Source organism: Lacrimispora xylanisolvens (assembly GCF_002934545.1).
GTDB lineage: Bacteria > Bacillota > Clostridia > Lachnospirales > Lachnospiraceae > Lacrimispora > Lacrimispora xylanisolvens.
The window spans coordinates 379,866-394,072 of the sequence record NZ_PTJA01000002.1; the positions used below are offsets into that span (position 1 = coordinate 379,866).

The window sequence follows — 14,207 nt, forward strand, 5'->3', positions numbered from 1 at the left end:
TTTTACCTTACCAGCGCAGACTGGTATTTTTTTATTAGTTCCTTAAATTCTTCATTAGAATGAAGGTAAGAATACTGATCGCCGTCTTCGAGTTCACTAAGAATTACTTTCATCAATTTTTTTCGAATTTCTGCCGTATGACTGGGCATTGAAATGTGCCGGTACAGGAGGGAGTTATTGAGCTCCCCAGGGTGAAGCAGAGAGGCCAGCATGGAATTCAGAAGGGTTATACTTTCGGAAACATTTTTCTGGTCAATTGCGGTTTGAAGGGGAGCTGCGTAAGTATCATACTCCTGTAAACAGAATAACTCTGCCAGTTTGGCTGATCGTTCTGATATTTTAGTTGCGTCCTGAGAATGTCCTTCCTTTAGTGCAATATCAGATAGTTTTATTAATAAAAGTTGTATCTCCTGAACTGCCATAAGCAGTCTTCGTTCTAATAATTCTCCTGCTTTCTCTGTTTTTCCCTGAGTAATTAAAATCTCTGCCATAAGAGGAAGCTTATCAATGGCGCTTTGTTCAGGCAGCAAATCCAACAACTTCTGAGCTTTGTCAGATTCCCCTATTCTTGTATAATGGGAAGCAAGCATAAAATTTGCCTGTCTGCGGGTTTGCTCATCGCCATATTTTGCAGCCTGCTCATAAAGGGATATAATATGACTGCTGTATTTCATTTTTTCCCCGGAACTCATGTCAGTCATCAACATGGCACCATCTAATAACGCTGCAGCAGTATGAATAAAATGACCGCATGTTGGATATTCACGAATCTTTTCCATCGTCAGGAGAAATCCGGTTTCAAATCCTTCCTTATGAATCACATCCATAATCGCTTTGCAGATCTGACTGACTTCTTCTTTGTCAGGTTCTGTATCAAAACATAAAAGAGTATTGATATCAATCTTTAAAAGCCGTGCCAGTGCAGGCAGCAGGGTGATGTCTGGGGAGGTGCTTCCTTTTTCCCATTTGCTTACGGCAGGGGCAGATACTCCAAGATAATCAGCTATTTCCTCCTGGGTTAGCCCGGCCTCTTTTCTTTTTTCCCGAATCACACTATTTAATGGCATTGGTTTGTCCTCCGGTTTGATCAAACATATGATACTGTAATCGTATCAGATCTGCTTTCAGACTTCAATGGAGTATTAATTAATCTGTTCTAGAGAAATTTAACCCCAGGTTAAGTCCTCATTATTCAAATCAGACCAATTTCTCAAAAATAAAGAATCAAATGACTTGAACTTATCTGCTATTTGTAATATTCTGATAATTAGGAGACTAAAATGTTTCAATTAATTCCAGGTACAAAATATCATGGGGGACAGGAGGTTGATGCAATGTTTGTTGTATGGGTTATTTTTATACTGTTGTTTGTTATGTCAGCCGTTTTACTGACAGGACGTGGTTCATTTCTCATTGCAGGGTATAATACGTCAAGCCCTGAGGAAAAGGAAAAATATAATTCACAAAAGTTGTGCCGGACGATGGGGGTTTCTATGTTACTCATACTATTCGCGACTGCAGGACTTTTTTTCATACCCTTAGACAGCGTTTACCGTACTCCCTATTTTATTTTTTATTTTATCTTCTTAATCGCTGATATCGGGATAGCCCTTTATATTTCCAATACCCGGTGTTATAAGGCGGGGTATGAGAATAAGAAAGATATACGTAAAAGCAAAAAAGAAACGTTATTTGTTGCTGCCGGTATCTTTATTGTTATGTTTCCAGTTCTGCTTTTGGTGAGTATCACGTTGTACCGGGCTTCATTACCACCTGTTTATACAATCGGCGGTGATACCCTGAAGATATCATCCTTTTATGGTGAAACCATTCCCCTTGACGGAATAAAAACCATTACACTGGAAGAAACCATGCCTTTTGGATTAAGTAAGAAAAATGGTTCTGATTTAGGTTCCATTTTAAAAGGCCGGTTTGATGCGGACGGAAATACTGCCCACGTATATATCGATGCTTCCAGGCCTCCTTTTATCCTGATTGAAACCGAAGAAGGACTGCATATTATAAATGATCAGAGCCGGGAAAAAACGGAGGCACTTTACACGCAGTTGAAGTCACTAATAAAATAGCCTGAATTTCAGATAGGAGAGTCGCGTATGGGTTTCTGGATTTTTATGACTGCAATGAATCTGGTATTACCTTTTATTATGATCGTGATTGGCTATATTTTTTTAAAAAATCCTCCCAAGGAAATAAATCATTTGGTGGGATACAGAACTACCATGTCCATGAAAAACAAAGACACCTGGGAGTTTGCTCACCACCATTGCGGAAAAAACTGGAAGATCATTGGCCTTTCCATGCTGATTCCATCTGCCTTGGTAATGTTGTTTTTCATTGGAAAAGATATAAATACAATAGGTGAATTTGGTTCCGTAGTGATGGGAGTGCAGACAGTTATCCTGCTGGCTTCTCTGATTCCAACGGAAATCGCATTAAGAAAGAATTTTGATAAAGATGGAAATCGTATACAGATGTGAAAACAAAGGAGAATATTATTATGACACAGGCACTGGTACATATTGCGCTGGTAGTAAAGGATTATGATGAAGCAATTGATTTTTACACAAAAAAACTGCATTTTAATCTGATCGAAGATACGTATCAGCCGGAGCAGGATAAACGCTGGGTTGTGGTATCTCCGCCCGGCGCTTATGGGACCACGGTTCTGCTGGCAAAGGCCTCGAAACCGGTACAGGAACCCTTTATCGGCAATCAGGCTGGAGGAAGGGTATTCCTGTTTTTGGGGACGGATGATTTTTACAGGGACTTTGAAGAGATGAAGCAGCTTGGAATTACATTTATTCGGGAACCCAAGGTCCAGGATTATGGTATTGTGGCTGTGTTTGAAGACCTGTATGGTAATCTCTGGGATCTGGTTCAGTTTCATGAAGGACACCCCATGGCTGACAGAGTAGTGAGAAAAGAGACTGCATTGGCTGATACAATCAAAGATCAGACCAGTCGCGCTCTATGGGAAGTGAAAAACGTAATTGATTGTGTTCCCGATGAATTGTGGAATAAGGAATACTGTAAAATGCCGTGCTGGAAACATATTTATCATATGCTGCATTCCCTGGATCTGTGGTTTATCAATCCCAGAGATAAAGAATATGGGGAACCGGAGATTCATGAGAAAGATTTAAACAATCTGGATGCGGTCTCAGTTAAACAGCTTACAAGAGAAGAAATAAATCACTATTATGAAAAGATAAACCGTAAGCTTGCCGATTATCTTCTGAAACTCACCGATGACGAATTAACCTGTATGCCAGGGGATTGCGAATACAACAGATTTACCCTTGTTTTGGCACAGTTTCGGCATTTGCATACCCACATGGGCATGGTAATGGGATTTATCATTGCAGATACCGGCTTGTGGCCAAGAGTATTAGGTTTGGAAAATCCGGTTCCAACAGAGGAATACAGCAAATACTTTTAAACGAGGAGATGGATTATGAAAACAATTGGTATCATAGGAGGTATGAGTTGGGAAAGTACAGTTACCTATTACCAGATCATGAATGAGACGGTAAAGCAGGAGCTGGGAGGCCTTCATTCAGCAAAGATTTTATTATACAGTGTGGATTTTTCAGAAATCGAGCGTTGTCAGGCGGAAGGAGACTGGGAGAAGAGTGGGGATATATTAGCTTCGGCAGCGGAGTCTCTTGAAAAAGCAGGAGCTGATTTCCTTGTAATTGCGACGAATACCATGCATAAAGTGGTACCACAGATACAAAAGAGAATTCACATTCCTATTGTACATGTTGCAGAAGTGACAGCGGAAGAATTGAAGCAGAATCACATCACCACAGTGGCTTTGCTGGGAACGAAATATACCATGACCCAGGAATTTTATAAAGAAAAGCTGGAAAATGCCGGCATTCAGGTACTTATTCCTGAAGCCAGTGAGATTGAAGTAGTAAACAGTATTATATTTGACGAATTATGTCTTGGTTCTATTTTGGAAACATCGAAGGAGCGGTATTTACAAATTATTGAGGGGCTTAAAAACCGCGGGGCACAGGGAGTGATACTGGGCTGTACGGAAATCGGACTTTTAATCAGGCAGGAGGATACGGAATTGCCTGTATTTGATACAACCAAAATACATGCGGTCAAAGCAGCAAAGCTGTCATTAGAGGTGTAGCTGTGATAAAAAAGCAGGGACAGAATTACCCTCTGTCCCTGCATACACGAAGCCCCATATCAGCCCCTATACCGTTTGGTTCGAATTTTCCCCGGTAGGATATCCTGCAGCTGGTAACATCGCCCACCCAGCCGCCTCCTTTCCATACCCGGTAAAATCCATTTGGAATAGTGGAATCCTGATACCAGTCAAAACACCATTCCCGAACATTCCCGGACATATCAAAGATTCCCAGTTCATTGGCTTTTTTACTACCAACAGGGTGAGTCTGATTTTCATTGGCCTCGATATCCGGCCAGTACCAGTCTCCCTTTAAATACTCTTTTCCTGCATTTCTCCAATACCATACGGTCTCTTCCTCATCAGAACTTCCGCTATATATAAATTTCCGGCTATTTAATCCTCCGCCTGCGGCATAAGTCCATTCGGCTTCGGTTGGAAGGCGGTATCCATTGGCTCCTTCCACTGTTGTAACAGCCCATCTCATATCATCATAATCGCAGACGTTTTCCGGATCCGGATTTTGTTTGTCAATTTTATAATAGGGAATCAGCCCTTCCTTTTCACTTCTCCTGTTGCAATATTCAATACTGTCATACCAGCTTACCGAATCAACAGGCAGATGGCGGCCTTTAAAAGCGGAAGGATTACTTCCCATTACCTCAGTCCATTCCTCTTGTGTTACCTCGTATTTTCCTATGTAAAAGTCCTCAATTGCGGGCGCTTTCTGGGTAGTTCCGGTTGAGACTGCAATGGCAGTCCCGCCTTCCACCAGTACCAGTTGTTCCGGTTCTTTTTTTGAGCATCCCCAGGAAAAAACAGCGACAGCGAACAAAAGCAAGACCAGCTTTTTCCTCATAGACAAGTCCCTTTCTAAGTCTTTTTTCCGATCTGGTTCTATAATATTTGCATAGTATGTAGGTAAGTATATATTAATAAACGGCTATTAAAAATGCAGACAGGATTACCAGACGGTTACATTTGCATAACCACTGCTTTGATATCCTTCTACACAAAAGGCCTGATAGGACCAGGAATTACCTAAGTTCATGCCCTTGCTTCTCCATGCATTTACATGATTTCCGAAGTTGATCTGAGCATTGCCGCCAGTCGGTCTTTTGGACTGTCTGACACTCCAGTACTGTGGAAATGTCTGATAACCGTCAATGGAAGGAGCGTTATAACGCATGGTTGTATAGATGTCATAATTGGCTCCATCGCTGTTTACGGTTCCCTTATAAGTTCCGGTAGGTCTGTAGGTTCCCCAGCTGTCAACTACATAGTATTCAATCAGGGAATTCCTTGTCCAACCATAAAACGTTAAATAACTGTTGCCTGATGGTGAAAATGCACCAGCATTGTAATTGACCACTCTGTTGGGAGTTCCGGCACTCCATCCTTTTCCAACAACGAAGTTTCCGCAGTTTGTCCAGTTAACGCTGAAATTTCCCCCGGAACCATTTACCATATTAACGGTTCCGCCTCCGTCGGTATAATCCTGCCAGTAATCGGTAGCTGCAAACGTTGTAAAGGAAAATATTCCGGAAAAACAAATGGCTGCAGTGGTAATTAACGATAAGACCTTCTTGCTTAATTCATTCATATAAAACCCCTCCTGTTTCATATACAGATTGATACACTTACCTACATACGATATAAATATTAACAGAGACCTCCTTTCATTTTTAAACGGTTTCATAAGTATCTTGCTTTGTGGATTTTATCTGCGGTTGAGAATCAACCTTGTAAATGAATTCATGTAAAAAGACTAGATTAACTGGTATGATATTATAGAAAATAATTTTATATTAAGCATGATATCAGATAAAAATAAGAAAGTAAATTCAAATATTAAAAAAATGAAATATTTGGTTAATTTAACTAATACATTCAGAGACAATTTTGTGAATAAGAGACAATTAAAATTTATTATACACATATATTAAAATGAAATCACTTGACAGACGAAACATACCCGGGTATAATCATTACTCATGAAGCTTTTGGTATTTGATTATAATTGAATGATTGGTTAAAAGGGAGTAGTTTAAATGTACCGTCAACATCCTGGCTGTAAGAATACAGTCTGGCGGTGCGTACCAGATTATGGTTACCAGACTTTTAATGTGCTTGTTCTGAATTTTTTCAGAGGGCTCATTAGAAGTCTTTTTTTTACTCTTTTATATCAGAGATAATCAGACTGAAGTTACACATTTTTGATGCGGGACACCTTAGGGTGTCAGAATGGAGGATAAGTTTGAACGAGTGGTATCAGAAAAGCGAAAATGAGATATTAAAGGAGCTTCACACACAAAAAGAAGGATTAAGTTCCGGGAAAGCGTCTGCTCTCCTTCAGGAAAAAGGGGAAAATATTCTGGAGGAAGGAAAGAAAAAAAGTACCATTGAAGTATTTGCAGAACAGTTTAAGGATCTGCTGGTAGTAATATTAATTGCGGCGGCTGTTATTTCCATGCTGTCAGGAAATGTGGAAAGTACCATTGTAATTATGGCAGTTATTATTCTCAATGCTGTTTTAGGTACGGTTCAGCATGAAAAGGCGCAGAAATCCCTTGCCAGCTTAAAATCCTTATCCTCACCCAATGCAAGGGTCATGAGAGACGGTCAGAAAACAGAAGTTGCTTCCAGAGAAGTTGTGCCTGGAGACATCCTGATGCTGGAAGCCGGTGATATGGTAGTGGCAGACGGAAGAATATTAAATAATTATTCTCTCCAGGTAAATGAAAGCTCCCTGACAGGAGAGTCCACCAATGTGGATAAAGAAGATGGGGCACTGGAGCTTTCCGTCCCTTTGGCAGACAGAACCAATATGGTGTATTCAGGAAGTCTGGTAACCTACGGAAGAGCGGTGGTTGTAGTAACCGATACCGGCATGAATACAGAAATCGGTAAGATCGCCAGCCTGATGAATGCAACAAAGGAAAAGAAGACTCCTCTTCAAATCAGTCTGGATCAGTTTTCCAGCCGCCTTGCCATGGTTATTATGGTCATCTGTGCCGCCGTGTTCTTATTAAGTCTTTACCGCAAAATGCCTCTTCTTGATTCCATGATGTTTGCGGTGGCTCTGGCAGTTGCAGCGATTCCGGAAGCGTTAAGCTCCATTGTTACCATAGTTCAGGCCATGGGCACTCAGCGTATGGCAAAAGAAAATGCAATTATTAAGGAACTTAAAGCAGTGGAAAGTCTTGGCTGTGTTTCAGTAATCTGTTCTGATAAAACCGGAACACTGACTCAGAATAAGATGACTGTCCAGGAAATTTACTTAGATGATCAGATCTTTAAACCAGAGGAACTGGAATTAACCAATCAGCTTCACCGTTATCTGCTTTATGATGCAGTGCTGACAAACGATTCCACCATTGCTGACGGCAAAGGAATTGGAGATCCTACCGAATATGCCCTCCTTGAGATGGCAGGTAAAATATCTGTGAGCCACAATACCATACGGGATCTCATGCACAGGCTGGAAGAGCTTCCCTTTGATTCAGACCGTAAGCTGATGAGTACCAAATACAAGCTTCACGGTGTTCCTACTATTTTGACAAAAGGAGCGGTTGATGTTCTGTTAGACCGGACCATAAGCATCCGTACTTCTCAGGGAATCAGAGATTTGACAGAAGCAGATAAAGAAGCTATTTTAAAACAGAATCAATTGTTTTCCGAAAATGGGCTTCGGGTATTGGCCTTCGGCTATAAAGAAGTGGAAGAGTCCCATGTACTTTCCCTTCATTCTGAAAATAACTTTATATTCCTGGGTCTTGTCTCCATGGTGGACCCGCCCAGAGAAGAATCAAAAGCTGCAGTAGCAGATGCTAAAAATGCAGGAATCAGACCGGTCATGATCACCGGAGATCATAAAATAACGGCAACAGCCATTGCAAGACAGATCGGCATTTATGAAGAGGGAGATTTAGCAGTGACAGGGGCGGAACTGGATGGAATGACAGATGAGGAGCTGGATGAAAAAATCGTAAACATCTCCGTATTTGCAAGGGTTTCCCCAGAAAATAAGATCCGGATTGTGGATGCATGGCAGAGAAGAGGCAATATCGTTTCCATGACTGGGGACGGGGTGAATGATGCTCCGGCACTTAAGAAGGCAGATATTGGAGTTGCCATGGGAATTACAGGTACGGAAGTATCAAAGGATGCTGCTTCCATGATATTATCAGATGATAATTTTGCCACCATCATAAAAGCTGTGGCAAATGGAAGAAACGTATACCGGAATATTAAGAATGCCATTCAGTTTTTATTGTCAGGCAATATGGCTGGTATTTTCTCAGTCCTTTATACCTCCATTATGGGATTACCCATCCCATTCGCACCAGTTCATTTATTATTCATTAACCTGTTAACGGATTCACTTCCTGCTATTGCAATCGGTATGGAGCCGGCTGAACACGGTCTGCTGAGCCAGAAGCCAAGAGACCCCAAAGAAAGCATACTGACAAAAGATTTTATGACAAAGGTTATGCTTCAGGGAGCTCTCATATCCGTTTGTACCATGATCGCGTTTCAATTGGGATTAAGACAGTCAGGGGCAGCGGTTGCCAGTACCATGGCATTTGCTACGCTGACTCTGGCACGGCTTTTCCATGGATTTAACTGCAGAAGCAGCCATTCCATCTTCCGTCTGGGATTTAAAGGCAACTGGTATAGTCTGGGAGCGTTTGTTTCGGGATTTGCTTTACTGAGTGTGGTACTGTTTGTTCCTGTCATGGGAAAACTGTTTTCTGTATCACCGTTAAGCGGATTTCAGGTTGGTATTGTTTACGGGCTTGCCATCATCCCTACTGTGGTCATTCAGCTGACAAAAGTGATGAGAGAAATTGTAAAATAATGCAGAAAAAAAGAGGTTTTGACTCAAAAAAAGAGTTGAACCTCTTTTTTATTAATGATAAAATAATTTCGTAACGAAAACTTAACATAGGAGAGGGAAACAAAACGACATGACAGGACAACCTTCATTGAGATTCAGAAATTACGGCCCGTTATCCAGACGGACCAAATTCCAGATTCTTGCCCTGGTGCCGATTTATTTTATTGTTGCAGGATTATGCCTGCAGCCGTTTGATGAAATCTGTAGGGGAATCATCACCATCGTACAGGAGCCGGATTTCCTGATTACGGATTACATTGCCATAGGTGGCATAGGAGCTGCGTTTATTAATGCAGGTGTATTAACGTTATTAAGCATTGCAATCGTATATTTTCTGGGGATGGATATGAGCGGTCATACCATTACCTCAAGCTTCCTCATGTTTGGCTTCTCGCTGTTTGGGAAAAATATCTTAAACATCTGGGCCATTATGATGGGAATCTGTTTATATTCTTATTATCATAAAACATCCATAACACGTTATATCTATGTAGGGTTTTACGGAACCTGTCTGTCTCCGGTTATTACCCAGATCATGCAGATAGGTAATCTGCCCCTGTCGGTCCGACTGGTTTTAAGTATTCTTGTGGGTATGAGCATCGGGTTTGTGCTTCCGCCTCTTTCTACCCATACTCATTATGCCCATCTGGGTTACTCCCTTTATAATGTGGGGTTTGCCTGTGGAATCATTGCCACGATTATTGTTTCTCTGATGAAATCCTTTGGGATCAGGATAGAGGAACGTCTGATCTGGTCGACTGGGCAGAATTTATTGTTTACCAGACTTTTGATTGTTTTATTTTTCGGAATGATACTATTTTCCTTCCTATTATCCACCCAGGTTTGGAAAAGATATGTAGAAATCTTAAAATCCTATGGACTCAGCGGAACTGATTATGTTAAAACCGAAGGGTTTGCGCCTACGCTTCTTAATATGGGGATTAACGGGATTGTCTCCACTCTGCTTATTATTTCGGTGGGGGGTGATTTAAACGGTCCCACCATAGGGGGGATTTTTACCATCGTTGGATTCAGTGCAACCGGAAAGCACACCCGTAATATTCTTCCAATCATGATCGGCGTGATTATTGGTGGGTATACGAAGAGATGGAGTATTACAGATCCAAGCGCCCAGCTTGCCCTTCTTCTTTCTACCACACTGGCGCCCATTGCCGGTGAATTCGGAGTGGGGGCTGGAATTCTTGCCGGATTTTTACACTCCTCAGCGGCTCTTAATGTAGGAATTGTTTACGGTGGGATGAACCTTTACAACAATGGATTTGCAGGAGGCCTTATTGCTACCTTTCTGGTACCTGTACTGAAATCGATCCGGGATCGAAAGGCACATGCAAAAACCCATGTCTCTCTTTAATGGCAGGGTGCTTGTATAATTTCGGTTATGTGATAGAATAAGACAAAAAGATAAATTGAGGAATGATAATATGCTGTACCAGATTATTGAAGGAACGGTTTCGGCGGGCGGAAATGTGATTCTTTCTCATATAAATTTTGAAATACGCGGCAGTGAAAAAATAGCTGTGGTTGGAAGCAATGGAGCCGGGAAAACCACTCTTTTAAAGCTGATCGCAGGAGAACTGGAGCTGGACCGGGATGATAAGCATCAGAACTGCGGTATTACAACAGCCAGAAAATTAACCATTGGATATCTAAAGCAGCAGGCATTTACAGAGAAGGATCGGACGGTGGAGGAAGAGATATTCTCTTCCTGCTCTTTTTCCAATGAGTACTCACAGGAACGATATGAATACGAGCGGGAATATGATATCCTGTTTACCGGATTCGGATTTCAAAAATCAGATAAAAAGAAAAAGCTGTCAGAATTTTCAGGAGGAGAGCAGACTAAGATTGCTCTGATCAGGCATCTTCTTTTAAAACCCGATATTCTTTTGTTAGACGAGCCTACCAATCATCTGGATATTCAGACCATACAGTGGCTGGAAGAATATTTAAATGGTTATGGAAAAGCAGTAGTTATGGTATCCCATGATCGCTTCTTTCTGGATCAGACGGTTTCTGTGATCTATGAACTGTCAGGCAAAACGCTCACCCGTTATGCAGGCAGCTACACCCAGTACAGGGAAGAGAAGAAAAAGAGAATCCGGCTGCAGACAAAGGCTTATGAGCGGCAGCAGGAAGAGAAGAAACGGCTAAATGACCTGGTGGAGCGCTTTAAACACAAGCCCAATAAAGCCGCATTTGCCCGGGCAAAACGAAAGGCGGCGGAGCGGCTGGTACCGGTAGAAAAACCGGAGGAAGATGAGGTCTCTCTTTTTGTAGAACCCATATCCCCCGCTATTTTAGGCAGTAAGTGGGTATTTGAATCAGAACATTTAAAAATCGGTTATGAGAAACCTCTTGCAGAACTTACATTTCGCATTCGGAGAGGACAAAAGATTGGTATTCTTGGACCAAACGGCGCAGGGAAAAGTACTCTTTTGAAAACGGCTGCTGGTCTGATCCCTGGTTTGTCCGGAGATTATTCCCTGGGAAATCAGATCACCATCGGCTATTTTGACCAGCTGTCTTCTGAGATTCAATCGGATAAAACCGTAGCAGAACATTTCCATGACTTATTTCCCGTAATGACAGAGAAAGAGGTAAGAAGTATTCTTGGTGCTTATTTGTTCGGAGGAAAAGAAGCTGGTAAACGTGTGGATGTTCTTTCGGGAGGTGAAAAAGCCAGGCTTGTTCTGGCGGAGCTTTTACAGAGCAGACCGAATTTTCTGATACTGGATGAACCAACCAATCATATGGATATCAAGGCAAAGGAAACCTTGGAATCTGCATTTCAGGCTTATACCGGAACTATTTTGTTTGTATCCCATGACCGCTATTTTTTGGACCGGGTAGCGGAGTCCATGCTGATCTTTGAGGAACAATCGGTTTTTTATTATCCATTTTCTTACGGTCATTATCTGGAGCGCACAAGGAAAGCAAAAGGGGGAGGCATCGCAGCCCAGATCAAAGCGGAGGAGCAGGCTTTGATTGCCGGAATCAGAGCAGTTCCAAAAGCGGAAAGGCACCGGCTGAAGGAGATATCCAGTGAGGAGGCTTATTCTGACTGGAAAATGAGACTTGTGACAGAGCGGCTTTTACAGGCAGAAGATCAGGTAAAAGAATTAGACAGTGCCTGTGAAAAACTGATCAATGACTGGCAGGAGTCTCCGGATTTCTGGTCAGGAGATGAGTGGAGTGAGGCCGCATTCTACCAGGGGTTACTGGAGCAGAGGGATGAGGCCTGGGAAATCTGGACATCACTTTGCCTGGAATGGTTTGATGAAGCTTTGGCTGTGGAAATTTAAAAGGAGCAGGTCAGGAATCACAATGAATTCCTGACCTGCTCCTTTTGATATGTATAATTAATATTTATCGAAACTGTCCATGCTTCTGGCAGTTGGGTATGATGTCTGTTTATATTCATAGGAGGAGAATGTCTGCTCACTCTTTAATCTGAATTTGCTGACCTCCTGCTGAAGTGTAACGGATTGAGCCGCCAGCTCTTCACTGGATGCAGAACTTTCTTCTGCAGTTGCCGCGTTGGTCTGGACAACAGAGGATACCTGGGAAAGACCCTGGTTAATCTCTTCAATTGCGATCACCTGCTGAGCAGAGGCGTTTTCGATTTCCTGAATCGCCTGTTCTACCAGCTTGGATTTTTCAGAAACTTCTTTCAGAATTCTTGCAGCCTCACTTGCCATATGTCCGCCTTCCGATACAGCTTCCACGGAGTGCATAATGAGAGTTGCAGTTTCCTGAGCAGCTTCTGCGGATTTAGTGGCAAGATTGCGTACTTCATCTGCTACCACAGCAAACCCTTTTCCAGCATTGCCAGCGCGGGCTGCTTCAATGGCAGCGTTTAAAGCAAGAATGTTTGTCTGGAATGCAATATCTTCAATTACCTTTGTAATATTAGAAATTTTCTCAGAAGCGGTGCTGATCTTTTCCATGGCACCATTTAAATTCTGCATGTGGCTGTTGCTTTCCTGCACACCGGTACCGGTCTGATGTACATAGCCGGCTGCAAGGCGGACATTGGTTGCGTTCTGATCTGCCTGTCTTGCCACGGTTGCAATGGAAGCATTTAATTCTTCAACAGTTGCCGCCTGTTCGGTGGAACCGGAGGCAAGAGCCTGTGCTGCGGAGGATACCTGCTCTGCGCCGGTATTGACCTGCTCTGCAGCGGTACTGATCAGAAGAAGAGTTTTATTTAAATCGTTTTCAATCTTACGAAGTGCAAGGCCAAGAATATCTTCGTCGGAACGAAGGGGAACTTCCTGAGTAAAGTCACCATTGCTGATTTCTTCGGCAACCAATACCTGTTTGCGGATTCCATGAATCATTTCATTAAAGGCACTTGCAAGCTGCCCTGTTTCATCTTTGGAATCAATTTCATTTAAGTCTACATCTACATGTCCCAAAGCAATCTTTTTAGCGGCTTCAACTACCTGAGTGATGGGTTTGCTGATCATTGCAGAAATTCTTAAGCTTAAGTAAAGGGCGGCACCAGCTCCAGCTGCTACGATAATTATAAGAGTCAGGGTAAGAATTCCTGCAGTCCTGTCATTATTCTGGCTGGTATCCTGGGCAGATTCCATACGCTTTTCAACCAGCTGATTAAAATCATCAAATATTTTTGCAATTTCATCTTCCTGCTCTGTTAAGATAGCCAGTGCCTCTTTGGAATTGCCCTGTTTTGCAGCTGCAATTGTTTTATCAATGGCAGGTGTATAGGTATCTGTAAACAGCTGTCTTAATTCCTCTGCAATAAGAATCGTATTTGGGTTTGTGATACTGGCCTTATATATATCAAAGCTTTTTAAAAATGTTTCCTTGTGGGAATTGTATGTCTGTTCCAGCGTTTCTAATTCTTTTGCATCACCGGCATAGACAATCATTCCACGGGAGTCAGCGCGTATCTGGTTTAAGCTGGTTGAGGCATTGATCAGCTCTTTTAAAGGCGCTGTCTGGTGTTCATATAAATATGAATCCATAGTATTGATACGAACCATGCCGAAAATTCCGACAATTCCCACAAATAGTATGATGGCTATCATACTGATAAAGGCTGTGAGAAGCTTTCTTGTGATGCTGAAATCCTTGAATTTCTTCATACTGAAT

11 protein-coding genes are annotated in these 14,207 nt (G+C 42.1%); 7 read left to right on the top strand and 4 right to left on the bottom strand.

Annotation, left to right across the window (positions count from 1 at the left end):
* Window positions 1-2: 2 nt before the first annotated feature.
* A complete protein-coding gene (locus BXY41_RS05105; protein ID WP_104435378.1) occupies window positions 3-1,067 on the bottom strand; it encodes a helix-turn-helix domain-containing protein in 1,065 nt (354 codons plus the stop codon).
* 213 nt (window positions 1,068-1,280) lie between these two features.
* Here BXY41_RS05105 and BXY41_RS05110 point away from each other — a divergent pair, with 213 nt between their 5' ends.
* From BXY41_RS05110 to BXY41_RS05130, 4 genes are read left to right on the top strand one after another with little or no spacing between them, the layout of a single operon-like run.
* The gene (locus BXY41_RS05110) at window positions 1,281-2,087 is read left to right on the top strand and encodes a DUF3784 domain-containing protein (RefSeq protein ID WP_242980041.1); all 807 of its coding nucleotides are present in this window, start codon (window positions 1,281-1,283) and stop codon (window positions 2,085-2,087) included.
* A 27-nt stretch (window positions 2,088-2,114) separates the two neighbouring features.
* Window positions 2,115-2,498, top strand: a complete 384-nt coding sequence (locus tag BXY41_RS05115; RefSeq protein WP_104435380.1) for an SdpI family protein — start codon at window positions 2,115-2,117, stop codon at window positions 2,496-2,498.
* Between the two features lie 20 nt (window positions 2,499-2,518).
* Complete coding sequence (locus BXY41_RS27425) at window positions 2,519-3,460, top strand: VOC family protein (RefSeq protein WP_432765496.1); 942 nt, start codon at window positions 2,519-2,521, stop codon at window positions 3,458-3,460.
* Between the two features lie 15 nt (window positions 3,461-3,475).
* Complete coding sequence (locus BXY41_RS05130) at window positions 3,476-4,168, top strand: aspartate/glutamate racemase family protein (protein ID WP_104435383.1); 693 nt, start codon at window positions 3,476-3,478, stop codon at window positions 4,166-4,168.
* A gap of 25 nt (window positions 4,169-4,193) precedes the next feature.
* On the opposite strand, the gene BXY41_RS05135 is transcribed toward BXY41_RS05130, so the two are convergent.
* Window positions 4,194-5,027 (bottom strand): formylglycine-generating enzyme family protein, encoded by an 834-nt coding sequence (locus tag BXY41_RS05135; protein WP_104435385.1) that lies wholly within the window; start codon window positions 5,025-5,027, stop codon window positions 4,194-4,196.
* A gap of 105 nt (window positions 5,028-5,132) precedes the next feature.
* A complete protein-coding gene (locus BXY41_RS05140; protein WP_104435387.1) occupies window positions 5,133-5,771 on the bottom strand; it encodes a glycoside hydrolase family 11 protein in 639 nt (212 codons plus the stop codon).
* 654 nt (window positions 5,772-6,425) lie between these two features.
* Here BXY41_RS05140 and BXY41_RS05145 point away from each other — a divergent pair.
* The 3 genes from BXY41_RS05145 to BXY41_RS05155 all read left to right on the top strand — a co-directional run bounded on the left by BXY41_RS05145 (window position 6,426) and on the right by BXY41_RS05155 (window position 12,391).
* Complete coding sequence (locus tag BXY41_RS05145; RefSeq protein ID WP_104435390.1) at window positions 6,426-9,029, top strand: cation-translocating P-type ATPase; 2,604 nt, start codon at window positions 6,426-6,428, stop codon at window positions 9,027-9,029.
* A gap of 109 nt (window positions 9,030-9,138) precedes the next feature.
* The gene (locus BXY41_RS05150; protein WP_104435393.1) at window positions 9,139-10,440 is read left to right on the top strand and encodes a DUF1576 domain-containing protein; all 1,302 of its coding nucleotides are present in this window, start codon (window positions 9,139-9,141) and stop codon (window positions 10,438-10,440) included.
* A 70-nt stretch (window positions 10,441-10,510) separates the two neighbouring features.
* The gene (locus tag BXY41_RS05155) at window positions 10,511-12,391 is read left to right on the top strand and encodes an ABC-F family ATP-binding cassette domain-containing protein (protein ID WP_104435397.1); all 1,881 of its coding nucleotides are present in this window, start codon (window positions 10,511-10,513) and stop codon (window positions 12,389-12,391) included.
* 57 nt (window positions 12,392-12,448) lie between these two features.
* On the opposite strand, the gene BXY41_RS05160 is transcribed toward BXY41_RS05155, so the two are convergent.
* Window positions 12,449-14,200 (bottom strand): methyl-accepting chemotaxis protein, encoded by a 1,752-nt coding sequence (locus BXY41_RS05160; protein WP_104435399.1) that lies wholly within the window; start codon window positions 14,198-14,200, stop codon window positions 12,449-12,451.
* Window positions 14,201-14,207 lie beyond the last annotated feature (7 nt).

Bases quoted from the DNA above. Each gene is read 5' to 3' on its own strand.
- BXY41_RS05105 (WP_104435378.1), bottom strand. From the start codon at position 1,067: ATGCCATTAAATAGTGTGATTCGGGAAAAAAGAAAAGAGGCCGGGCTA.
- BXY41_RS05110 (WP_242980041.1), top strand. From the start codon at position 1,281: ATGTTTCAATTAATTCCAGGTACAAAATATCATGGGGGACAGGAGGTT.
- BXY41_RS05115 (WP_104435380.1), top strand. From the start codon at position 2,115: ATGGGTTTCTGGATTTTTATGACTGCAATGAATCTGGTATTACCTTTT.
- BXY41_RS27425 (WP_432765496.1), top strand. From the start codon at position 2,519: ATGACACAGGCACTGGTACATATTGCGCTGGTAGTAAAGGATTATGAT.
- BXY41_RS05130 (WP_104435383.1), top strand. From the start codon at position 3,476: ATGAAAACAATTGGTATCATAGGAGGTATGAGTTGGGAAAGTACAGTT.
- BXY41_RS05135 (WP_104435385.1), bottom strand. From the start codon at position 5,027: ATGAGGAAAAAGCTGGTCTTGCTTTTGTTCGCTGTCGCTGTTTTTTCC.
- BXY41_RS05140 (WP_104435387.1), bottom strand. From the start codon at position 5,771: ATGAATGAATTAAGCAAGAAGGTCTTATCGTTAATTACCACTGCAGCC.
- BXY41_RS05150 (WP_104435393.1), top strand. From the start codon at position 9,139: ATGACAGGACAACCTTCATTGAGATTCAGAAATTACGGCCCGTTATCC.
- BXY41_RS05155 (WP_104435397.1), top strand. From the start codon at position 10,511: ATGCTGTACCAGATTATTGAAGGAACGGTTTCGGCGGGCGGAAATGTG.
- BXY41_RS05160 (WP_104435399.1), bottom strand. From the start codon at position 14,200: ATGAAGAAATTCAAGGATTTCAGCATCACAAGAAAGCTTCTCACAGCC.